Source organism: Romboutsia sp. Marseille-P6047, from assembly GCF_900604535.1.
Taxonomy (GTDB): domain Bacteria; phylum Bacillota; class Clostridia; order Peptostreptococcales; family Peptostreptococcaceae; genus Romboutsia_E.
The window spans coordinates 105,651-130,559 of record NZ_UWOT01000006.1 but is presented as its reverse complement, the minus strand read 5'-3'; the positions used below and the strand labels follow the sequence as shown (position 1 = coordinate 130,559).

Sequence of the window (24,909 nt, the reverse complement as noted above, 5' to 3'; positions counted from 1 at the left end):
TTATACTTTTCAATGTGATAAGAAAGAGATAATCAACTGGAGGAGAGATATGTCATTAAATATTTTAAATAAAGTTAATGAACCTAAAGATTTAAAATCTTTATCAAGAGAAGAATTAAATTTATTATCTTCGGAAATAAGAGATGTATTAATTAAAAAAGTAAGTACAACAGGAGGTCACTTTGGACCAAACTTAGGTATGGTAGAAGCAACTATAGCACTACATTATGTATTTAATTCACCAGTAGATAAGTTTGTATATGATGTGTCACATCAATCATATACACATAAAATACTAACTAGAAGAAAAGAAGCTTTTATAAATCCTGAAAAGTTTGGAAGTATCACAGGATATACAGAGCCTAGAGAAAGTGAACATGATTTCTTTACAATAGGTCATACATCAACTTCAGTAAGTTTAGCTTGCGGACTTGCAAAAGGAAGAGATGTAGTTGGAGGAAAAGAAAATATTATAGCTATAATAGGTGATGGTTCTTTAAGTGGAGGAGAGGCTTATGAAGGTTTAAATAATGCCGCATCATCTAATAAAAATATAATAATATTAGTAAATGATAATGATATGTCTATAGCAGAAAACTATGGTGGATTATATCAAAACTTAGCCATACTTCGTGAAAGTGAAGGAAACGCAGAAAATAACTTTTTCAAGTCATTAGGATTTGAATATCACTTTGTTAAAGATGGAAATAACATAGAATCTTTAATAGAAGTTTTTAAAAAAGTTAAAGATACAAATCATCCAGTAGTAATTCATATGCATACTGTAAAAGGTAAAGGATATGAAGATGCAGAAATAAATAAAGAAGCATTCCACTGGGTAATGCCATTTGATTTAGAAACAAAAGAATTAAAATTTGCTGGCCAACCTGTTAAATCTTATGCAAATATAACAGAAGAATTTTTAATAGAAAAAGCAAAAAAAGATAGTAGCATAGTAGCAATAACAGCTGCTACCCCAAGTATAGTAGGAGTAAACGGTTTTAGAACTAAACTAAAAGATCAATATGTAGATGTTGGTATAGCAGAAGAACATGCAATAGCACTTGCATCAGGTATAGCAAAAAGAGGAGGTAAACCAGTAGCATCATTCTTAAGTTCATTTATACAAAGAACATATGACCAATTATCTCAAGACCTTGCTATAAATAATAATCCAGCAACGATTATGGTTTATTGGGGAGGAATAAGTGGGTCAGATATAACTCACTTAGGATTATTTGATATACCTTTAATATCTAATATACCGAATATAGTTTACTTAGCACCAACTACTAAGGAAGAACATCTTGCTATGGTTGAGTGGGCTATAGACCAAGAAAAGCATCCAGTAGCTATACGTGTTCCTAATATGGAAGTTATATCAAGTGGGGTTGAAGTTGAACCTAATTTTTATGATTTGAATAAGTATGTCAAAGTTGAAGATGGAAATGAAGTTGCAATAATAGGCCTTGGATCATTCTTCCATTTAGGTAAGAAAGTTCAATATAAATTAAAAGAATTTGGTATTAATGCTACATTAATAAATCCAAGATTTATAACTGGCTTAGATGAAGAGTTATTAAATGAGCTTAAGAAGTATCATAAGCTAGTGATAACATTAGAAGATGGAATACTTGATGGTGGATTTGGTGAAAAGATATCAAGATTCTATGGTGATTCATCTATGAGAGTATTAAACTTTGGTGCAAACAAAGAATTTACTAATAGTGTTCCATTAGAAGTATTATATGAGCGCTATCATCTAACTGAAGAATTAATAGTTAATGACATAGAAAGAGTACTTGAAGATTTAAAAATATTAGGGTAATATAAAAACAAGTGGTTAGCTCAATATTGAGTTAACCACTTGTTTTTATATCAATGTTATTAATAATTTAAATTAAGAAGTTATGCTAATCTATAGATTATTTTAATAAAAGGAGAATAAATATGAATGAAATACAATTAGAAGAAAAAGAAATTGATGTAAGACCATTTGCATATGCAATTTCACTAATTAGTGGTAAGTGGAAAATGCACATATTGTTTTGGCTATGGAAAAAAGAAATTCTTAGATATAGCGATTTAAAGAGAGCATTGGGTAAAGTAACACATAAGATGCTAAGTAATCAACTAAAGGAATTAGAGAGTGATAGTATTATTATAAGAAAGGAATATCCACAAGTACCTCCAAAAGTGGAATACTCACTTTCAGATACTGGTAAATCTATGATGCCTATTTTAAATTCACTATGTAAATGGGGACATGAATATGTACCTAAAGATTACAATTTATAAATAAATTGTAATAGACTTATTTACACTGGAATAGTATTTAAAAGGATATATACCTAAACATGATTAATAAAATAGAGGTGGATTATGACTTTTAAATCAATAAATACAAAAATTCTAGATGAACTTGAATATATGTTTGACAAAGAAACACAAAATATTATAGCTATGAACATGGTAAATAAATCAGGTGTAAGTGCGGCTATAAGAGATTATGATCTTAAGCGTAGAATGCAATATACATTTTCCATTGATATAGAATCTGGAGAAATAACAAATCAAAAAAGGGCTGGACTATGCTGGGTATTTGCGGCATTAAATACTATGAGATTGGATGTTATGAAGAATCTTAACTTAGATAATATGGAACTTTCTCAAAGTTATATATTATTCTATGATAAACTAGAAAAATCTAATTATTTCTTAGAAAGTATTCTAGAAACATTAAGAGAGCCTACAGATAGCAGATTAATTAGTTTTTTATTATCAGCACCTCTTAATGATGGTGGTCAGTGGGATATGTTAGCAAATCTAGTTAGAAAGTATGGTGTTGTTCCAAAGGATGTAATGCCAGATACTTTTGTATCAACTTCTACAGATGAAATTAATCCATGGCTTACAAAAAAATTAAGAGAATTTGCATGTCAAATAAGAAAATCTTATAATTTAGGTGAAAGTATAGAGGAACTTCGAGCTAAGAAAAAAGATATGATGGCTACAATATATCGTATGCTTTGTATATCTATAGGAAAGCCTCCAAAGAAATTTACTTGGGAAGTTAAAGATAAAGAGAACACTTTTATTAGAATTAAGAATATTACACCAAATCAATTCTTTGAAGATTATGTAGATTGGAATTTAGATGATTATGTAAGTATTATTAATGCACCTACAAATGACAAACCATTTAATCATAGTTATACTATAAAATTCCTTGGTAATGTAAAAGAAGGAAATATTATAAGACATTTAAATCTTCCAGTTCAAGACCTAAAGAAATTAGCAATTAATCAGTTAAAAGATGGAAATGTGGTCTGGTTTGGATGTGATGTAGGTCAATTTCTTGATAAAGAATATGGATCTATGGATATTGATGGAGTTCAAGCTAATAAATTATTTAAAACTGAGTTTGCTATGAATAAAGCAGAAAGACTTGATTATGGTGAGAGCCTTATGACTCATGCTATGGTATTTACTGGAGTAGACTTAGAGAGATATGATGAACCTATTAAATGGAAGGTAGAGAATAGTTGGGGAAACGATAGTGGGAATAAAGGATTTTATATAATGTCTGATAAGTGGTTTTCTGAATATGTATACCAAATTGTAATAAATAAGAAATATTTAACAAAAGAATTAATAGATCAATACGAATCAGATCCGATTGTTTTACAACCATGGGATCCTATGGGTTCATTAGCATAAACCTTAAATAAAAAAGCAATAGCAACTAACTATTGCTTTTTTATTTAATAATATCATATGTATGTATCCATATCATTTGAGATAATAATATGATACTAGGAATCCATACAGACTTAACACTTATAGAAATCGAAATTAAAGTACCTAAAGCAGCTCCTAGAGCAAATGAAAATGTAAGTACAGTGAATGTAATTAGCTTTATTGTATAAAATTTATTCTCTTCTTCTAATGCATCGTATAAAAACTGTCCTATAGTTCTAATATTTCCTGTACATATAGTTGTACTGTACCCAACACCTAGACACTTTTTAAACAGGCATAATTGATATCCCATCCAAAAAGATACTAAGTTCGTAACTATAAAATCTAATACAGATAAAGGTATAAAGCCAATACTAAACAACCCTATTGACTCTATAAGTAAAGCTATTTTTCTCCAATTTCCTTTATACTTACTTTTTTTTATTAAATATGCAACATATTCAGAAAATGCAGCACCTAATACACAAGCTATAATAGGAATAAAGAAGTTAAGCGCATTTTTCCAATTTCCAAGAGCAATATTAATCCCTAATTTAGACATATTAGCAGTATGCATATTTGCTAGTATTTCATTTCTTGTAATGTAAGTGTAAGCATTCATAAATCCTCCGATAATAGTCATTATAATTAAGAATATTGGATTTTCCCAAGGAGGTATTTTTTTATCATTATTATCTTGTTTTCTATTCATATAATTTTACCTCTTTTATATTCTAACATTTGTGATAGTTAGATTTTACTTTTGATTATAGTATGTTAAATAATATTCTCATATACGTGTATATGTTAGAATTAATTTTTTATCTAAGTTATCCTTATAATTAACGCTAAAGATTTTTAAATAAAGTATACATAAATAACATGATTATAAATTGAAAATATTAATATATAAAAAATTAATTTATGGGGAAATTAATAAAAGTAATAGGAATTAAAGGAGAAATAAAAATGACTACAAATGACAAAAAGGTATTTAAACTACCAAGTGCGTATACTGTTTTATTAGCTATAACCACTATTATAGCTATAGTAACTAACTTTATACCAGGAGTTAGAGGTGCAAAATTATCTGATTTTGTTATGGCTCCTATAAATGGTCTATTAGAAGCAATTGATATAGCTATATTTGTTTTATTAATTGGCGGATTCTTAGGTGTAACAACAAAAACTGGTGCTTTAGATGCGGGAATAGGTTCAGTTGTTAGCAAGTTAAAAGGAAAAGAATTAATACTAATACCGGTACTAATGTTCCTATTCTCTTTAGGTGGAACTAGTTTTGGTATGGCAGAAGAAACAATAGCATTTACAGCTCTTGTTACAACTACAATGATAGTTGCAGGATTTGACCCTTTAGTATCAGTGGCGACATTAATTTTAGGCGCAGGTTGTGGTGTTTTAGGTTCAACTGTTAATCCATTTTTAGTTTCGACAGCAATAGGAGCTCTAAATGGTGTAGGAATAGATGCTAACCAAGTGATAGTAATAGGTACAGCAATAGCATTATGGTTAGTATCACTACTTATCTCAATATACTTTGTCATGAGCTATGCTAAAAAAGTTCAAAAAGATAAAAGTGCTACATTATTAACAGATGATGAATTCCATCGTGCAAAAGAAGCATTTATAGGAGATAAATCAAGTGATGATGTAATAGAATTTACTTCTAAAAGAAAAGTAGTTCTTGCATTATTTGGATTTACATTCTTAATAATGGTAGCAGGGATAATACCTTGGGAGAAATTTGGTATAACAATTTTTAATAATACTTCATTTTTGACAGGTTCTTCACTTGGTAATTGGTGGTTTTCTGATTTAGGTATGTGGTTTGTAATTATGTCAGTTATCATAGGATTAGTTTATAGAATGAAAGAAACAGAAATAGTTGTGGCTTTTATAGATGGTGCAGCAGATATGGTAGGTGTATCATTAGTTATAGGTGTATCAAAAGGAATATCTGTAATAATGAGTTCAACAGGATTAGATAACTATGTTTTAAACTCTGCATCTTCAGTACTAAGAGGAATGTCACCTATAATATTTACAATAGTTGCTTTATTAATTTATATAGTTTTATCGTTCTTTATACCATCTACTTCTGGTTTAGCAGGATTATCAATGCCAATATTTGGACCATTAGCAGTTAGCTTAGGGTTTCCAGCAGAAGTAGTTATATCAATATTCAGTGCAGGTAGTGGTATAGTAAACCTTGTAACACCAACGAGTGGGGTTATAATGGGAACACTTGCAATTGCAAAAGTAGATTATGCAACTTGGGTAAAATTTGTTACTAAAGTTATAATAACAATATTTATAGCATCAGCAATTATATTATCAATAGCAATGATGCTTTTATAATAACTTTAAATAACCTAAAGTTATGTACTTAACATAATTTTAGGTTATTTTTTATTAATGAAAAAATTTTTAATTGTATGTAAGTAATTAATAGGAATAGAAGGTTAAAAATTTAATTTTGTATTGACTTAGAGTTAACTCTAAGTATTAGTATATTAAGAAAGGAAGCAAATTATAGGGGGTATTTATGAAATATACAAAATTAGGAAATTCAGACTTAGAGGTTTCAAGAATATGTTTAGGTTGCATGGGATTTGGGGATGCAAGTCAAGGTATGCACTCATGGACACTTAGTGAAGAAAAATCTAAAGAGATTATAAAGAAAGCTCTTGATGTAGGTATTAATTTTTTTGATACAGCAATAGGATATCAAAATGGTACGAGTGAGATATATCTTGGTCGTGCATTAAAGGATTTAGCTAATCGTGAAGATGTTATTATAGCTACAAAATTTCCAATAAGAAGTCAAACAGAAATAGACTCTAATGTTAGTGCAAAAGAACATATTAATAATATGCTTAATCAAAGCTTATCTAACCTTGAAACTGATTACATAGACTTATATATATATCATATGTGGGATTATAACACACAAATTGAAGAAATAATGAAAGCTTTAAATGAACAAGTCCTAGCAGGGAAAATACGTTATATTGGTATTTCAAATTGCTTTGCATGGCAATTAGAAAAGGCAAATAGCATAGCGGATAAAAATGGATGGAGTAAGTTTATATCAGTTCAAAATCATTATAATTTATTATTTAGAGAAGAAGAAAGAGAAATGGTAACTTGTTGCAAGGAAAGTAATATTGCTATGACACCTTATAGCTCACTTGCATCAGGTAGATTAGTTAGAGATATATCACAAATAACTAAAAGATTAGAAGAAGATTCATTTGCTAAGAGTAAATATGACTTAACTGTAAATCAAGATAGAATAATAATAGACCGTGTTGCAGAAATAGCACAGAAAAGAAATATGACAAGAATACAAGTAGCTCTAGGTTGGTTATTATCAAAGACAACATCGCCAGTAGTTGGAGCAACCAAACTTTCTCATATTGAAGAAGCAATTAAGGCTATTGATGTAAAACTAACAGATGAGGAAATAGAATATTTAGAAGAACCATATATACCTCATAAATTAGTTGGAATTATGGCTCAAAAGTAATATTTTAAATTATTTTTTTAAAGTTAATGTTAAGTTCATGTTTAAGATGTAGTATTATATCATAATTTACAGGAGGAGAAAATATGCTTACATTAAAAAACATAAGAAAAAGCTATACCACTGGGGACTTTACACAAATAGCACTAGATAGTGTGTCAGTAAATTTTAGAAAAAATGAATTTGTTGCCATATTAGGTCCAAGTGGTTCTGGAAAAACAACATGTTTAAACGTTATAGGTGGACTTGACAAATACGATAGTGGAGATCTTATTATAAATGGAAAATCCACAAAGGAATTCAAAGATACAGATTGGGATGCTTATAGAAATAACTCTATAGGATTCATTTTTCAAAGCTACAATTTAATAAACCACTTAGACATAATTTCAAACGTAGAGATGGGGATGACTCTAAGTGGTGTATCTCAGAAAGTAAAAAGAGAAAAGGCACTAGAGGCTCTTGAACGAGTTGGATTAAAAGATCATGTTCATAAAAGACCAAATCAACTATCTGGTGGGCAGATGCAAAGAGTTGCTATAGCTAGAGCATTAGCAAATGACCCAGATATAATTTTAGCGGATGAACCTACAGGTGCACTTGATACTAAAACTAGTGTACAAATTATGGAATTAATAAAAGATATAGCAAAAGATAAGTTAGTAATAATGGTTACTCACAATCCAGAGTTAGCTCATAATTATGCAGATAGAATTATAGAGTTTAAAGATGGAAATATAGTATCAGACTCAAATAAGTTAAATGAAGGAATACGTGATGGAGCTTATTCATTAAAGAAAACAAGTATGAGTTTTTTAACAGCCTTAAAGTTATCTTTTACTAATATTAAAACTAAAAAAGGAAGAACATTTTTAACAGCTTTTGCATCGAGTATAGGTATAATAGGAATAGCGGTAATACTTAGTTTATCTTCAGGTTTTAACACAAAAATAGAAGAAGTTCAATCTGATACTTTAGCAGAATATCCTATAACAATATCTCAAACTTCTCAAGAAGTAGATATGGAAGCTATGCATAATGAAATGGCAAGTAATGCTGCAGGTAAAAAAGAATATGTTGATAGTAATGAGGTATTTTTATATGACCAAAGTGATACTATAAAAACTCATAAAAATAATTTTAGTGATGACTTTTTAAACTATTTAAATAATATAAATAAAGATATTTGTTCTAGTATTGGTTATACAAGAATAGCAAATATGAATCTTATAAGTAAAATAGATGATAATTATAAAGTATCATCATTTACAAATCAAAGTAATAATTCACCTATGCCATCAACTTATATATCATCTTATCCAGAAATGATAAATGATAATGAAGGTTCTTACATAGAAAAGAATTATGATGTATTAGCTGGAGAATACCCAACTAAGGATACTGACTTAGTTCTTGTAGTAGATTTTAAAAATAGAATAGATAAAAATACTATAAAATCTATTGGGTTAGATATAGAAGACTTAGATAGTATAGATTTTGATGATTTAGTTGGAATGGAATTTAAGCTTATAGATAATAATGACTACTATGAAGAAACTTCTTTTGGAACATTTATGCCTACAACTGATTTAGAAAAAGCTTATAATAGTGATAATAGTATAACTTTAACAATAAAAGCTATAGTTCGTGAAAATGCTAATAGTGGAGTTGGTATGTTAGCTAATGGAATAGCATATAGTGATAAGCTTACAGAATTAGTAGTAGATAATGCACTAGATTCAGAGATAGTAAAAGCACAAAAAGATGCTGACTTCAATGTTCTTACTAGAGAGGCAGTAGATGAAGAAAATAAATCGTCTCTAATATCTTACTTAGGTGGGGATTCTACTCCTTATGCTATTATGATTTATCCAAAGAACTTTGATGCAAAAGATCAAGTTGTAGATTATTTAGATGCTTACAATGATAAAGTAAAATCAGCAGATGATGAGATTGTATATACTGACCTAGCTCAAGCTATGTCTGATATGACGGGTGGTATAATGGATGGAATAACAATTGTATTAGTAGCTTTTGCATCTATATCATTAGTTGTTTCATTAATAATGGTTGGTATAATCACATATATATCAGTATTAGAAAGAACAAAAGAAATAGGTATACTTAGAGCTTTAGGTGCAAGAAAGAAAGATATAACAAGAGTATTTAATGCAGAAACATTTATAATAGGTTCTTGTTCGGGATTATTAGGAATATTCTTAGCATGGGCATTAACATTCCCAATAAACAATATTCTTTACCAAATGACTGATTTAGAAAATGTTGCTAATTTAAATCCAGTACATGCTGTTTCATTACTAGTAATAAGTGTAGTACTTACTATGATTGGTGGATGGATACCAGCAAAATTTGCAGCTAAAAAAGATCCAGTGGAATCTTTAAGGAGCTAAAATTAAAAATAGAGGTACTATCGATAAAGATAGTACCTCTATTTTTAATTTTCCTAAATTGGAAGATATACATTGAATGTTGTTCCTTTATTTATATTACTTTGAATAGTAATTTCACATTTACATAAATCTAGAATTTTTTTTACTAAAGTCATTCCAAGGCCATTACCTTGTAAATTTCGAGAGTTGTCACCTTGATAAAACTTATCAAAAATTCTATCTTGAACTTCCTTACTCATTCCAATACCGTTGTCACTTATAGTAACACAGATACCTTTAGATGTAGTTTTTAATCTAGTTACAATCAGTCCATCATTTGGAGTAAATTTAATAGCATTGCTAAATATATTTAACCAGACTTGCATTAGTAAATCTTCACTTCCATAGTAATTGATACTTTTTAGATCCATATCAATGTCTATATTTTTTTTAGACCATTGAGTTTCAAGTAATAATAGAGATTGTCTAAGCTGTTCATCTAAAGAAAAATATTTTTTATCAGGTATAATTTCTTGAGTTTCTAGTTTAGATAGTTTAAGAATATTTCCAGAAAGAGATGATATCTGTCTAGAACTATCTAAAATAATTTTAGTGTATTCCATTCTTTCCTCTTCTGTTAAACTATTATCTTGTAATAATGTTGCATAGCCTTCAATAGCTGCTATAGGTGTTTTAAATTCATGAGAAACATTTATGATAAAGTCATTTCTTAATGTTTCAATACTACTTAATTCCTTAACCATTTTATTAAAAGATGCATTCATATTATGAATGTCAGGTGGATGAGTATTCTCATCGAGTCTTATAGAAAAGTCACCTTTTGCAACCTCATTTGTAGCTTCAATCAACTTATTTACTGGCTTCATAAAATTATTAGTTAATACACCTATAATTAATGTAAATGTAGAAGCTAGAGCTATGTTTATTAATATAAATAGACTTATACCCCAAAAAGTACTTAAATTTTCATTATTAGCCACGTCTAATTTTGTTCCTATAGAAAAACCTAAACTAACTACAAGTAAAATAATAGACGAAGTTAGAAATATATTCATTAAAAATGGAATCCATATATGTGATGGTTTTCTAAATCTCATTTTTTGTCACCTTATACCCTAATCCTCTTACTGTAATAATTTTAAAGTCAGGATTATTCTCAAAACGTCTTCTAAGTCTGTTTATATGAACATCTATAGTTTGTACATCAGAAGGGCTATCTAATCCCCAAATTTCATCCATAAGTTGATTTCTAGTAAATACCTTATTAGGATAAGATAAAAGTTTATATAATAGATAAAACTCTTTTTGAGTTAAAACTATAGTTTCGCCATCCCTAGTTACAGATAAAGAGTCATAGTCTAAAACTGTTTTTCCTGCAACTTGTTTTTTATCTTGGACGATTTTACTTCTTCTTAGAAGGGCATTAACTCTAAGTATCATTTCATTAACATCAATAGGCTTTACCATATAGTCATCTATACCAATTAAGAAGCTTTTTTGTTTTGAATGAAAATCATCTTTTGCAGTAATCATTAGAATCGGAATTTCAGAATTTACTTTTCTAACTGAATCTGTGAATTGATATCCATCCATTTTAGGCATCATTATATCGGAAATAATTAAATCAACATGGTTATTTTCTAAGATATTAAAAGCTTCAATACCATTATGAGCACTATACATATTAAATCCTTGCTTAGAAAGAATGGTATAAAATAATTTATTTAATTTTTCATCATCTTCAACTAATAAAATATTAATCATGATATCACTCCTTTGTAATTTTAATTATATTAGATTATGTTTAGTAGTCAATATATATAAATATGAAATAAAAAAGTTCATTTTTAGTTCATCTTCAATTAATCTTTAGTTAATTTTTGTATCATAAAATAGCTAATATAATATTTACTGATTTAATTAAGAAAGGAATAAAAATAATGTTAAAAATATTAAAGTATTTAACAAGAAAAGACTGGTCGTTTATATTATGTAGCTTTATATTTGTGGTTTTACAAGTATACTTAGATTTAAAACTGCCAGATTATATGTCTGAAATAACAATGTTAGTTCAGACACCAAATAGTGAGATAAGTGAAATATTAAGTTCTGGGGGATATATGTTACTATGTGCTCTTGGGAGTTTAGTAGCATCATTTATAGTAGGATACTTTGCAGCAAAGATTGCTACAAACTTATCATGGACTCTTCGCTCTAAGTTATATGATAAGATTGAAGGATTTTCATTAGCAGAAATAAATAAGTTTTCTACATCAAGTTTAATAACACGTTCAACTAATGATATAACTCAAATTCAAAATATAGGAGCTATGGGTCTTCAATTAATAATAAAGGCTCCAATAACAGCAATTTGGGCAGTATGCAAAATATTAGGTAAAGGATGGGAATGGACTGCCGCTACTGGTGGGGCATTATTAGTATTATTATTTATTATATTAATAATAATGATTTTTGCATTACCTAAATTTAAAAAGATACAAAAATTAACGGATAGACTTAACTTAGTTACTAGAGAAAACTTAACTGGAATTAGAGTAGTGCGTGCATATAATGCCGAAGGATATCAAAGCGAAAAATTTGAAAAAGTAAATAATGATTTAACAAATAATAACTTAGTTATAAATAGAGTTATGTCAATAATGCAACCAGGAATGATGCTTGTAATGAATGGTTTGTCACTAGCTATATATTGGATAGGCGCGTACTTAATAGATGGTGCTAATATGATGGATAAAATGGGCTTGCTCAGTGATATGATAGTATTTTCATCTTATTCAATGCAAGTAATAATGGCATTCATGATGCTAACTATGATATTTATAATGCTACCAAGAGCTTCTGTATCATCTAAGCGTATATTAGAGGTTTTAAATACAAGAGAAAGTATAATAGATGGAAACAAAGATATTAAAAATATTTCAAAGACTGGTGAGATAGAATTTAAAAATGTTAGCTTTAAATACCCTGATTCTGAAGAGTCTGAATATGTACTACAAGATATAAACTTTAAAGTTAATAAAGGTGAAACTGTTGCGATAATTGGTTCAACAGGCAGCGGTAAAACTTCATTAATAAACTTAATACCAAGATTTTATGATGTCAGTGAAGGTGAAGTTTTAGTAAATGGAGTTAATGTAAAAGATTATAAACAAAAATCCCTTAATAACATATTAGGGTATGTTCATCAAAAAGCAGTTTTATTTACTGGAAGTATAATGTCAAATGTTGCTTATGGTGATAATGGTAAGGATATTTATTCTGAGAATGATGTGAAAAAAGCAGTAAAAATAGCTCAAGGAACAGAGTTTGTTGAGAAGATGACTAATACTTATAGTGCATCTATTTCTCAAGGAGGAAAGAACGTATCTGGAGGACAAAAACAAAGATTATCAATAGCAAGAGCAATCTGTAGAAGGCCAGAAATTTATATATTTGATGATTCTTTCTCAGCACTTGATTATAAAACAGATAGAAAACTACGCTCAGTATTAAAATCAGAAATAAAAGGAGCTACAAACTTAATAGTAGCTCAACGTATAGGAACTATAATTGATGCAGATAAGATAATAGTTCTAGATGAAGGTAAAATAGTGGGTATTGGAACACATAATTATCTTATGAAAACATGTAAAGTTTATCAAGAAATAGCATATTCTCAACTTTCAAAGGAGGAGTTAGTAAATGCGTAGTAAGAATAAATTAAGATCAGAAGGTGGTTTATTAAACCTTATGAGATATATGAAAAAATATACAACAGCATTAGTTTTTGCATTAATATTTGCAATAGGAGGATCTATAATCACAGTTATAAGTCCCAATAAACTAAGTGAAGTAACTGATATAATCACAAATGGTATAATGACGGGAATTAATATAAATAGAATAAATGAGATAGGTATGTTCTTAGTTATACTATATGCGATTAGTATTACATTATCTTACTTACAAGGATTTATAATGGCAACAGTAACTCAAAAAACAACTAAAAAGTTAAGAAGTGACATAAGCGATAAGATAAATAGATTACCACTAAAGTACTATGATAAAACTACTGTTGGTGAAGTTTTAAGTCGTGTGACTAATGATGTAGATACAATAGGTCAAACATTAAATCAAAGTATGGGAACTTTAGTTAGTGGTATATCTTTACTTATAGGTTCTTTATATATGATGTTTGTTACAGATGTAACTTTAACAATTACAGCAATACTATCTACTGCTTTTGGATTTGCACTAATGATGATGATAATCTCAAAATCTCAAAAACATTTTGAAAATCAACAGCGTCTTATTGGTGAGGTAAATGGTCATGTAGAAGAAGCATATACAGGTCATAGTGTAATTAAAGTGTATAATGCTCAAGAAAAAACAAATAAAGAATTTAAAGATTTAAATAATAAGCTTCGTGAAAGTGGATGGAAGGCACAGTTTATATCAGGTCTTATGATGCCTTTAATGACATTTATAGGTAACTTTGGATATGTAGCAGTGTGTATAGTTGGAGCCATGCTTGCTTTTAATAATAAAATAACTTTTGGTGTAATAGTAGCATTTATGATGTATATTAGATACTTTACACAACCACTTGGTCAGCTTGCACAAGTTGCTACCAGCTTACAATCTAATACAGCAGCATGCAAACGTGTATTTGAGTTTTTAGATGAAGAAGAAATGATTAATGAAAGTGACAAAAACATTTATATTGAAAATATAGAAGGTAATGTTAGTTTTGAAGATGTTAAATTTGGATATAACGAAGATAAATTAATAATAAAAGATTTTTCAGTGGATATAAAATCTGGGCAAAAGGTTGCCATAGTAGGTCCTACTGGAGCAGGAAAAACTACTTTAGTAAACTTGCTTATGAAGTTCTATGATGTAAGTAGTGGACTAATTAAAATAGATGGAGTCCCTATTCAAGAATTAAGTAGAGAGAAAGTTTATGATTTATTCTGCATGGTACTTCAAGATACTTGGTTATTTGAAGGAACTATTAGAGATAATATAGTTTACAATAAAAAAGATGTTTCTGAATCTGTTATAGTATCTGCTTGTAAAGCTGTTGGAATTGACCACTTTATAAGAACATTGCCTCATGGATATGATACTGTATTAGATGATAGCACAAATTTATCAGATGGACAAAAGCAGCTAATTACTATAGCGAGGGCAATGGTAAAAAATGCACCTTTATTAATATTAGATGAAGCAACAAGTTCAGTAGATACTCGTACTGAAGTTTTAATTCAAGAAGCTATGGATAAATTAACAGTAGGTAAAACTTCTTTTGTTATAGCTCATAGATTATCAACTATCAAAAATGCTGATGTGATATTAGTTATGAAAGATGGAGATATAATTGAAAGTGGAAATCACCATGAATTATTAGAAGCTAAAGGATTTTATGCAGAATTATATAATAGTCAATTTGAGAAGGCAGGTTAATAAAAAATAAATATATTACTACCTTTTTATAAGGAAAGTATATATTATTCTAATTACATGAATATAAATTTATAATGCAATTAAAATTTATATTATTAATAAAAGTGTGCAAATTACTACAGTTTACTTTATAATATACAATAATTGTGTATAGAAATCATGCTTATATTTAAAATATGATACGTATGTAATATTTTAAATATAAGCATTTTATATTTTCTAAAATCATTATTTATAAATTATCATTAAATATTTATCTATCTGAATCTAGTACATTATAAAATATGGTATTGGCAATAGATAAAAGTATAGAAGCTATGATGGCGTTAAAAAGTCCATATAGATGAGCTCCATTAACTATAGAAAAAGCTAACTTTAATACAATACCGTTTATTACAAATGAAAATAGACCTAAACTTAAGAAAGTAATAGGTAAAGATAAAAGTTGTAATATTGGTTTTAAAAATGTATTCAATAATCCAAATATTAAAGTTAATATTAATAAAGCTTTTAAAGAACCAATATATACGCTACTCATTAAATTAGATACTATAAACAATGAAATAGCGTTAATAACAATAAATAAAGAAAATCTTTTCATAGAATTCAACTCCTTTTTTAATTTTAATTATTATAAATTTTACTCATTTCTATACTACCTAAAGTAAGTATAACTAATATACTATATTTTATTATGTTAATATACTTTTATTTACAAAATTTAAAATCTAAAAATCTAACTTTTTATAACAAATTTTAAGATTTTAATATGAAAAATAAGTAGAAATTTGATATACTTAATTATTGTAGTATACAGACATCAAGCATATCTTAAGGAGGAAGAATGAGTAAATTATTAAGGATAGGAATTGATATAGGTTCTACAACTATAAAAATGGTAGTTATAGATGCAAAAGATAATATTATATATAAAACATATAGAAGACATTTAGCGGATATAAGAAATGCATTTATGAAATGCTTAAATGATTCTAAAGAATATATAAAGGACAGTAAATTAATATTTTCTATAGCAGGTTCTGGTGGTATGAGTTTAGCTAATGACTTAGATATAGATTTTGTACAAGAAGTAATAGCAAGTACTAAAGCTATACAAGTAAATAATCCAGATACAGATGTAGTAATAGAACTAGGTGGAGAAGATGCAAAAATTACTTATCTACAAGGTGGAGTAGAACAAAGAATGAATGGTACTTGTGCAGGTGGTACAGGAGCATTTATAGATCAAATGGCTGCTCTTTTAAATACAGATGCAAGTGGATTAAATGAGTTAGCTAAAAACTATTCTCATATATATCAAATAGCAGCTAGATGTGGCGTTTTTGCTAAGACAGATGTTCAACCTTTAATAAATGAAGGTGCAAGAAGAGAAGATATAGCAATATCTATTTTTCATGCAGTAGTGGTTCAGACAATAAGTGTACTTGCTTGTGGTAGACCAATAAAAGGAAAGGTAGCTTTCTTGGGTGGACCCCTAACATTTTTATCAGAATTAAGAAAACGATTTATAGATGTTTTAGAACTAGAAGATAAAGATATAATTTTCCCTGACGATTCAGAACTATATATAGCATGGGGAGCAGCTTTATCATGTGAAAAAAGAAATATAACTGACTATAATACAATTTTAAATAAATTAGAATCTATAGCATGTAATTGTGAAGAAAAAACAGATAGCTTAGAACCATTATTTAAAAATGAAAAAGAGTATAATGTTTTTAAAGAAAGACATAACAAAAACAAAGTCAATCATTTATCTATAAAAGAAGCTAAAGGAAATTGTTATCTTGGAATAGATGCAGGTAGTACAACTACTAAAGCAGTTTTAATAAATGAAAATGGAGATATACTTTACTCTTATTATGCTAGTAATAAAGGAAATCCAGTAAATTCCACTATTGGAATATTAAAAGAGATATATACAAATCTTCCTAAAGAAGCTAATATTGTAAATTCTGGTGTTACAGGATATGGAGAAGCTTTATTGAAAGAAGCATTTGGAATAGATGTAGGAGAAATAGAAACTGTTGCACATTATAAGGCATCTAAATTTTTCTGTGAAGATGTAGATTTTATACTAGATATAGGTGGACAAGACATGAAGTGCTTAAGAATAAGTAAAGGAACTATATCAAGTATAACTTTAAATGAAGCCTGTTCAGCAGGATGTGGTTCATTTTTACAAGCTTTTGCCAAATCACTAGGACTTGATATACAAGATTTTGCCAATAAAGCATTATTTGCTAAGTCTCCAGTCGATTTAGGTTCAAAATGTACTGTATTTATGAATTCTAAAGTAAAACAAGCTCAAAAAGAAGGTTTTACAGTAGAAGATATATCAGCAGGGCTTGCTTATTCAGTAGTTAAAAATACTTTATACAAGGTTATAAAATTGAGAAATCCAGATGATTTAGGTGAAAACATAGTAGTTCAAGGTGGAACTTTCTATAATGAAGCAGTACTTAGAAGTTTTGAGCTTTTATCAAGTAGAGAAGTTATAAGACCTAATATATCGGGGCTTATGGGAGCTTTTGGAGCAGCAATACTCGCTAAAGAAAGATTTACTAAAGATCATAAAACTACTTTAGCAACTCTTAAAGAAGTAGATAACTTAGAAATAAAAAATAACACTGTAAGATGTGGTAAATGTTCGAATAACTGCTTATTAACGGTAAATAGATTTGGAAATAATAAAAAATTTTTATCAGGTAATAGATGTGATGAACCATTGGCTACGGCTAATAAAAATGATAATTTACCAAACTTATATCAATATAAATATGATAGAGTATTTTCATATAAGCCATTAGACAAAGATAAAGCTAAAAGAGGAACAATAGGAATTCCTAGAGTACTAAATATGTATGAAAATTATCCATTTTGGTTTACAATATTCACAGAATTAGGATTTAGAGTAGAATTATCAAGTGAATCTTCTAAAAATATTTATGAAAAAGGATTAGAATCTATAGTATCAGAAACTGCATGCTATCCAGCTAAAATGGTACATGGTCACGTAGAAGATTTAATAGAAAAAGGAGTAAAAGATATATTTTATCCATGTATAATCCATGAAGTTAAGGAACAAGAGAATGCAGATAATTGCTTTAACTGTCCAGTAGTTACTTCTTATGCAGAAGTTATAAAAAATAATATGGAGACTATAAGTGAAAAAAATATAAACTTTATGAGTCCATTCTTACCGATTAGAGATAAGAAAAAGCTTAAGAAAAGACTAGTAGAAGAATTAAAGAAATTTAATGTTACAAAATCAGAAATAAGTAAAAGTGTAGATAAGGCCTATGAAGAGCAAGATCGTTTTAAGGAAGATATAAGAAAAAAAGGTTCAGAAACACTTAAATATATAAGTGAAAATAATACAAAAGGAATACTATTAGGTGGTAGACCATATCATATAGATCCAGAAATAAACCATGGTATACCAAAACTTATAAATAGCTTAGGTCTAGCTGTATTTACAGAAGACTCTTTAGCATACTTAGGAAATGTAGTAAGACCACTTAATGTAGTAGATCAATGGGCATATCATTCGAGATTATATGCATCATCTACTTATATTGCAAATAGAGATGATATTGAATTAGTACAGCTTACTTCATTTGGATGTGGTCTAGATTCTATAACAGTAGATCAGGTACAAGAAATACTCGATGTTCATTCTAAGATTTATACGAATATAAAAATAGATGAAGGAAGTAATTTAGGGGCGGCAAGGATAAGACTTAGATCCCTAAAGGCAGCAATTGATGAAAGAGAATTAAATAATGTAGTAAGAGAAATAAAACAATTACCAGAAGTTAAACCATTTATAAATCCAGGTAAAAATAAAACTCTTATTGTACCAGAATTTTCACCTATACACTTTGAAGTAATACATGCAATGCTTAGACAAAATGGTTATGATGTAGTTCTTTTAAAGAATAGTGAGAATGTAGTAAATGAAGGTTTAAAGTATTTAAATAATGATATATGCTATCCAGCTGTAGTGGTTATAGGTCAAATCATAGATGCTTTAAAATCGGGTAAATACGATTTAAGTAATACTTCAATATTACTTGCACAAACAGAAGGCCAATGTAGATTTACAAATTATGTAAAGTTATTAGAAAAAGGATTAAAAGATGCAGGAATTGAAGATGTACCGGTATTATCACTTAGCCTAGCTGGTGTTAAAAAAGAAAATGCTCTTGAAGGCCTAAATTTCGAAATTCTTAAAAATGCTATAATAGGTATGATATATGGTGACTTATTAACTAAAGTACTTTATAGAGTTCGTCCTTATGAGAAAGTAAAAGGAAGTGCAAATAAACTTTATGAAAAATGGTTAAAGATTTGTCAAGAATCATTTAAAGGTATGAACAAAGAGATATATAAACAAGTTATACATTATATGATTAAAGACTTTGAAAATTTACCTAAAGTAGATATAGAAAAGCCTAAGGTAGGTATAGTTGGAGAATCTTTGGTTAAGTTAAGCCCAATAGCCAATAATAATATAGTTGATATGCTAGAAAGTGAAGGAGTAGAAGTTGTTTCCAATGATTTATTATCCATGTTTTTAGCACCAGCTTATAATAATATATATAACTATAAAAACTTAGAAGGTAGCTTAATTGGTAGTTTAAAAGGGAGGTTTACTATTAAATTTATTGAACAATACCAAAAAATATATATAGATGCTTTAAAAAATAGCAAATTATTCTATGTATCTGAGAGAATAGAAGATACAGCTAAAAATGCTAGAAAGATAGTATCACTAGGGAATCAATCAGGTGAAGGTTGGAAGTTAGCAGGAGAAATAATGGAGCTTACCCATTGGGATGTAAAAAATATAGTATGTATGCAACCATTTGGATGTTTACCAGCTCACGCTAATACTAGAGGTGCTATTAAAGCACTAAAGAAGCATTGTAAGGGACTAAATATTGTACCTATTGAATATGATCCAGGATCAAGTGAAGTTAACCAAATAAATAGAATTAAACTTATGCTTGCAAGTGCATTTAATAGAATATAATGAGAAAAGTCCAGCAAATTATTTGCTGGACTTTATCATGTATCGTAAGCTCAGATACATTAATGTGTTTTTATAATGTTAAATATGTTTTTTATAATTAAAAGTGTCACAGTATGTATTGTTTTTATCTATTTGAACACTTTTTGCATGACAGTTTTTATTTTCGTTATATATACAATTATGAGCTTCACATTTTATATCACTTGGTTTTGTAATTGAGTTACTTGAACTATTTACAAAAGTACCATTAGCTTTATTATAAAATGCTCCATTATCATTTTCTAAAATTTCTGCAAAAGTTAAACAAGTAGTTCCTTCAACTGATACAGCACCAAGTCCACTTACATGTATATTTCCTGCTTTACACTTAAGATCTTGATTATATGCACATTCAGTTGCATTACACTTTAAATTTTCTGTTTGCATTTTATTTACCTCCTTAAGAAATATCTATTTTATTATTTCCAAAAGGTAAAATATAATTCGATTATATATTTTTAAAATATATAAAATACAATATTAAATATAGGATATGTTAAGTAGTTAAGATTCATTTTTTTGAGATATTTTTTCTTTAGTTCTTTTGTCTATTTCTTTTTTTAGTTCTTTTAAATAAGGGGAAAATCCAATCTTATCTACACCATAAGTAAACTGCAAATCATATTCTAGTGGAATCCAAGTACTAATATCCGCTTCGTTATGCTGAATAACTGCCTCCAAGTTATCTAATGCTTTATAAAGTTTAGCTTCATCAGTTTTGCGTTCATTCATTTCTTTTAAAAGTTCTGTGAATTCTTCACGATAAGGAGTAGGGAAGGTTTCAATCCAGTTAAAAAATATTTCTTCTTCTTTTTTACTATCTTCTTCTTTTTTCTCAAAAGTAGGAATATCACCAGTAAAGGCCTCACCTAAATCATGAATTAAACACATACGAATTACCTTATCCATATCAATATTAGGAAATTCATCACGCATTAATAATGCCATTAATGCAATACGCCAGCTATGCTCGGCTACACTTTCATTGCGTCCGCTAGATGTCCATGAGTGCCTAGTATTACATTTTAGCTTTTCTGCTACTGTTAATATTTCTAGAAATGTTGATGTATTCATTTAAATTTACCCATATAGGTTTTTATTTAAAAAATATTTAGTCTAAGTTTTTACCAGTAAATGCCAATGGTAAAAGTTCTTCTAATGTATATTCTAAATATTCATCTGTGCTTTTTGCAATAATTATTTTGAAATTTTTTAAATTACAAAACTCTGCCATTACTTGTCTACATACAGCACAAGGAGCACAAAAATCTCCTTCTCCAGCTTTTACACCTTCTTTATTACCTACAACTGCTATAGCAGTAAAATCTTTTTCTCCTTCAGAAATCGCTTTAAAGAAAGCAGTTCTCTCAGCACAGTTTGTTGGAGTGAATGCTGCATTTTCAATATTACATCCTTGATAAATTTTACCACTAGCCCCAAGTAAAGCTGCACCTACATTAAAGTTTGAGTATGGAGTATAACAAAACTTTTGAGCATCAAATGCTTTTTCTATTAGTAGCTTTTTATTAATCATATAATTGTCCTCCTAATTTTCATTAAAGTTGTCTAATATAGAATGATTACTTTTAGGTGGAAAAATCATATTAACAAGCTTATCAAAATCCTTAACTCTTATAAACCCTTTATTATATTCGATGATATTATCCTCAATGAGCTCTTTTATAACCCTATTAACACTTCTAATATTTGATCCAACACCTTCGACTAAGATGTCTTTATGGACTAAATCTAAGTCATACTCATCTAAAAACTTCCATAAAAAGAAAAGTAATCTATGTTTTAGAGAATAAGCAATATTTGCCTTACTATTAATAGATGTATGATACATTCTCTGAGAAAGTTGAATATTTATATATAAAGAAAAATCACTATCAGATTTAACCCATTCTAAAAAATAATTTTTAGGTATTTTAATAACATCACAAGGTTCAATTGCTTCTACATAGTTTAGTATTGGTTTATCAATAAAAACTTCTAATTCACCGAATAATTCATTTTCACAATAAATGTTTTCTAAATATTTAATTCCAGTGGGTGTTAGAGAATAAACTTTAACCTTACCTTTTTTTATTATATATACAAAATTAGCAGTTTCATTTTGTGATAAGATCTTATCAAAAGTATTAAATGTTAAATTAATAAAGTTATTTTTTATATAATTAGGACAAGTATCTAAAAAATAAGATAAGTTGTTCATATGTATTCTCCTTATTAAATATAATGTAAACAAATTATATCATATAACTTATTATAAACAAGATATAGACAATAAATTAGGGACAATTGTCCAAAAACAAAGAATGCAAAAGTAAACTAGGTAAAACAAAGTTTTAATTATCTTTGTTAGAAAGTATAGTTCTAATAAATAGCTCAACTTGTGGAAACTTATAATAAGAATTTTTATATAAAATATAAGAATTTCTTACAAAAGGAGTACCATCATTAAAATATAAAGGCTTTTTATAGCCTTCAAACTTATCTAAACAAACTTGTGGAAGGACACTCCAACCTATACCAGCTTCACACATTTCCAAAATAACCTCTATATTATCAATATCTAATCTAGATGAATTCATAAGCAGATTATTTTCATTAAACCATTTCTTTATTAAACTTTGAAAAGCAGCGTCAGTATGCCGATTAATATATGGTAGAGAATTAAGATTATCAATATCGAATTCATTTTGGTAAACAAAGTAAACTTGTTCCTCTTTTAAAGGTATTTTTCCCTCATCCCAATTAAAGTCGCCTCTAACTATAGCAATAGAAATTTCGTCATTTTTTAACATGTTAAATATATTTATACTTTTACTTACAATCATTTTAATATTTACATTTGGATAATTTAGAGTAAAGTCTCTAATAACAGGTGGAAGTTTATAATTTGCATAGTTTACAGAAACTCCTATGTTTAAATTGCCACTAATAGTTCCTTTATTAGAAGATATATACTCCTTCATATCTTTTATGCTGGAGTTAATTGTTTTTATATAGGGTACTATAGATTCTCCGAAAGGAGTAAATAAGACTCCTTTTTTTGAGCGCAATATAAGTTCAAATCCTAGTTCTGATTCTATATTTTTTATTCTTTTTGTTAAAGTTGGTTGTGTTAAATAAAGCTTATTTGCAGCTTTTGTTATATTTTTAGTTTCGTGCAAAGTTAATATAATCTCGTAATCTTTTTCGTTCAAGTTAAATTCATCCCTTCTAGAAGTTTATTAAATATGTATGTCATAAATATTATAACATTCAAATCAAAAGATATTAATATTTTACAACCATTCCAAAATGGAATGAATAATTATAAAATTATACTATTTTACTAATTATTCATAAATTGATATATTAGGGGTAATAGAGAATGTATACAAAAATAAAAAAATGTATACATATAATTGTTAAATATGAAGTCAAAAAGGAGAAAAAGTATGGAATTATTAGTTACGGCTACTGCTGGTACACTAGAATCAAGTGATATTCAAATTATATTAGAGCCAAATGATAATGGAATAGTTATTGAACTTGAGAGTACAGTAATGGCTCAGTTTGGAGAGCAAATTGAAACTGTTATAAAAAAAACACTAGAATCTTTAAATGTAGAAAATGCAAAAGTATTTGCAAATGACAAAGGGGCTATAGATCCTGTAATAATAAGTAGAGTACAGGCTGCAGTATATAGATCTGCTCAAAATAATGACTATAAGTGGAGATAAGGAGATATAAAAATGAAATTAAGACGTTCGATGCTATTTGTTCCTGGAAATAATCCTGGAATAATAAGAGATGTTCATATATATAAGCCAGACTCAGTAATGTTTGACTTAGAAGATGCTATTGCAATAACAGAAAAAGATTCTGCAAGATTTTTAGTACATAACATGTTAAAAAAACTTGGAGAATACTATAAAGAATTAGGAATAGAAACTGTAGTTCGTATAAATGGACTTGCTACAGAGTTCTGGCAAGAAGACTTAGCTGCTGTAGTAAGTGCTGGTGTTGAAGTTGTAAGAATACCTATGACTGAATCTGTAGAAGATGTTATGGCAGTAGATGCTGAAATAGAAAAAATAGAAAAAGCATGTGGAATGGAAGTTGGTAGCACTAAAATAATGGTTGCTATAGAAACTGCTCTAGGAGTAATGAACTGCTTTAATATAGCTAAATCTCCAACTAAGAGATTAATAGGTATGGCATTAAGTGGAGAAGACTTTGTAACAAGTATGAAAACTACAAGAACTCCAGAAGGTGACGAATTATTCGTAGCTAGAGGAATGATAGCTATGGCAGGTCGTGCTTGCGGACTTGAAGTATTAGATACAGTTTATGCTGACGTTAATAACGATGAAGGATTCTTAAAAGAGGCTAACCTTATAAAGAGAATGGGATTCGGTGGTAAGTCACTTATACATCCAAGACAAGTTGAACTTATACATGATGTTTACACTCCAAGTGAAAAAGAAATAGCTAAGGCTCAAAAAATAGTTGATGCTACAGCTGAAGCTTTAAAGAATAACTTAGGGGTATTTACAGTTGATGGTAAGATGGTAGATAAACCAATAATAGAAAGAGCTCAAAGAGTGTTACAACTTGCTGAAGCTGCAGGTGTATTAGTTGGAGGTGAAAATTAA

20 protein-coding genes are annotated in these 24,909 nt (G+C 28.4%); 11 read left to right on the top strand and 9 right to left on the bottom strand.

Annotation, left to right across the window (positions count from 1 at the left end):
- The first annotated feature begins 49 nt into the window (after positions 1–49).
- From EIH23_RS08170 to EIH23_RS08160, 3 genes are all read left to right on the top strand, one after another.
- Entirely contained in the window at positions 50–1,828 is a 1,779-nt protein-coding gene (locus tag EIH23_RS08170) for a 1-deoxy-D-xylulose-5-phosphate synthase (RefSeq protein ID WP_122639802.1), read from the top strand.
- 122 nt (positions 1,829–1,950) lie between these two features.
- Entirely contained in the window at positions 1,951–2,298 is a 348-nt protein-coding gene (locus EIH23_RS08165) for a winged helix-turn-helix transcriptional regulator (protein ID WP_122639801.1), read from the top strand.
- Positions 2,299–2,382: 84 nt separating this feature from the next.
- Positions 2,383–3,720: an aminopeptidase C gene (locus tag EIH23_RS08160; protein ID WP_122639800.1), complete on the top strand. Its 1,338-nt coding sequence runs from the start codon at positions 2,383–2,385 to the stop codon at positions 3,718–3,720.
- Between the two features lie 40 nt (positions 3,721–3,760).
- Here EIH23_RS08160 and EIH23_RS08155 read toward each other — a convergent pair whose 3' ends face one another.
- On the bottom strand, positions 3,761–4,453 hold the full coding sequence (locus tag EIH23_RS08155) for a YoaK family protein (protein ID WP_122639799.1): 693 nt from the start codon (positions 4,451–4,453) through the stop codon (positions 3,761–3,763).
- Between the two features lie 257 nt (positions 4,454–4,710).
- On the opposite strand from EIH23_RS08155, the gene EIH23_RS08150 reads away from it, so the two are divergent.
- The 3 genes from EIH23_RS08150 (at position 4,711) to EIH23_RS08140 (ending at position 9,696) form a co-directional block, all read left to right on the top strand.
- Positions 4,711–6,117: a YfcC family protein gene (locus EIH23_RS08150; protein ID WP_122639797.1), complete on the top strand. Its 1,407-nt coding sequence runs from the start codon at positions 4,711–4,713 to the stop codon at positions 6,115–6,117.
- A gap of 187 nt (positions 6,118–6,304) precedes the next feature.
- The gene (locus EIH23_RS08145) at positions 6,305–7,288 is read left to right on the top strand and encodes an aldo/keto reductase (protein ID WP_122639795.1); all 984 of its coding nucleotides are present in this window, start codon (positions 6,305–6,307) and stop codon (positions 7,286–7,288) included.
- Between the two features lie 83 nt (positions 7,289–7,371).
- Positions 7,372–9,696: an ABC transporter ATP-binding protein/permease gene (locus EIH23_RS08140; protein ID WP_122639793.1), complete on the top strand. Its 2,325-nt coding sequence runs from the start codon at positions 7,372–7,374 to the stop codon at positions 9,694–9,696.
- Positions 9,697–9,749: 53 nt separating this feature from the next.
- On the opposite strand, the gene EIH23_RS08135 is transcribed toward EIH23_RS08140, so the two are convergent.
- On the bottom strand, positions 9,750–10,793 hold the full coding sequence (locus EIH23_RS08135; RefSeq protein WP_122639791.1) for a sensor histidine kinase: 1,044 nt from the start codon (positions 10,791–10,793) through the stop codon (positions 9,750–9,752).
- A complete protein-coding gene (locus EIH23_RS08130) occupies positions 10,783–11,460 on the bottom strand; it encodes a response regulator transcription factor (RefSeq protein ID WP_122639789.1) in 678 nt (225 codons plus the stop codon). The genes EIH23_RS08135 and EIH23_RS08130 overlap by 11 nt, the downstream gene beginning before the upstream one ends.
- A 176-nt stretch (positions 11,461–11,636) precedes the next feature.
- Here EIH23_RS08130 and EIH23_RS08125 point away from each other — a divergent pair, with 176 nt between their 5' ends.
- A complete protein-coding gene (locus EIH23_RS08125) occupies positions 11,637–13,406 on the top strand; it encodes an ABC transporter ATP-binding protein (protein ID WP_122639787.1) in 1,770 nt (589 codons plus the stop codon).
- Positions 13,399–15,162, top strand: coding sequence for an ABC transporter ATP-binding protein (locus EIH23_RS08120; RefSeq protein WP_122639785.1), 1,764 nt, complete (start codon positions 13,399–13,401; stop codon positions 15,160–15,162). The genes EIH23_RS08125 and EIH23_RS08120 overlap by 8 nt, the downstream gene beginning before the upstream one ends.
- A gap of 253 nt (positions 15,163–15,415) precedes the next feature.
- On the opposite strand, the gene EIH23_RS08115 is transcribed toward EIH23_RS08120, so the two are convergent.
- The gene (locus tag EIH23_RS08115) at positions 15,416–15,763 is read right to left on the bottom strand and encodes a phage holin family protein (protein ID WP_122639783.1); all 348 of its coding nucleotides are present in this window, start codon (positions 15,761–15,763) and stop codon (positions 15,416–15,418) included.
- Positions 15,764–16,006: 243 nt separating this feature from the next.
- Here EIH23_RS08115 and EIH23_RS08110 point away from each other — a divergent pair, with 243 nt between their 5' ends.
- The gene (locus EIH23_RS08110) at positions 16,007–20,221 is read left to right on the top strand and encodes an acyl-CoA dehydratase activase-related protein (protein ID WP_122639781.1); all 4,215 of its coding nucleotides are present in this window, start codon (positions 16,007–16,009) and stop codon (positions 20,219–20,221) included.
- Positions 20,222–20,299: 78 nt separating this feature from the next.
- On the opposite strand, the gene EIH23_RS08105 is transcribed toward EIH23_RS08110, so the two are convergent.
- The 5 genes from EIH23_RS08105 to EIH23_RS08085 all read right to left on the bottom strand — a co-directional run bounded on the left by EIH23_RS08105 (position 20,300) and on the right by EIH23_RS08085 (position 23,472).
- Positions 20,300–20,647 carry a DUF1540 domain-containing protein gene (locus EIH23_RS08105; protein WP_122639779.1) on the bottom strand — a complete coding sequence of 116 codons (348 nt, stop codon included), beginning with the start codon at positions 20,645–20,647 and terminating at the stop codon, positions 20,300–20,302.
- Between the two features lie 117 nt (positions 20,648–20,764).
- Positions 20,765–21,334, bottom strand: coding sequence for an HD domain-containing protein (locus tag EIH23_RS08100; RefSeq protein ID WP_122639777.1), 570 nt, complete (start codon positions 21,332–21,334; stop codon positions 20,765–20,767).
- A 37-nt stretch (positions 21,335–21,371) separates the two neighbouring features.
- Positions 21,372–21,794 (bottom strand): cytidine deaminase, encoded by a 423-nt coding sequence (cdd, locus tag EIH23_RS08095; RefSeq protein WP_122639775.1) that lies wholly within the window; start codon positions 21,792–21,794, stop codon positions 21,372–21,374.
- Positions 21,795–21,806: 12 nt separating this feature from the next.
- Entirely contained in the window at positions 21,807–22,478 is a 672-nt protein-coding gene (locus tag EIH23_RS08090; RefSeq protein WP_122639772.1) for a Crp/Fnr family transcriptional regulator, read from the bottom strand.
- 133 nt (positions 22,479–22,611) lie between these two features.
- Entirely contained in the window at positions 22,612–23,472 is an 861-nt protein-coding gene (locus tag EIH23_RS08085) for a LysR family transcriptional regulator (protein ID WP_122639770.1), read from the bottom strand.
- A 237-nt stretch (positions 23,473–23,709) separates the two neighbouring features.
- Here EIH23_RS08085 and citD point away from each other — a divergent pair, with 237 nt between their 5' ends.
- Both citD and EIH23_RS08075 read left to right on the top strand, forming a co-directional pair.
- Entirely contained in the window at positions 23,710–23,994 is a 285-nt protein-coding gene (citD, locus tag EIH23_RS08080) for a citrate lyase acyl carrier protein (RefSeq protein ID WP_122639768.1), read from the top strand.
- Between the two features lie 12 nt (positions 23,995–24,006).
- Positions 24,007–24,909, top strand: a complete 903-nt coding sequence (locus EIH23_RS08075) for an aldolase/citrate lyase family protein (RefSeq protein WP_122639766.1) — start codon at positions 24,007–24,009, stop codon at positions 24,907–24,909.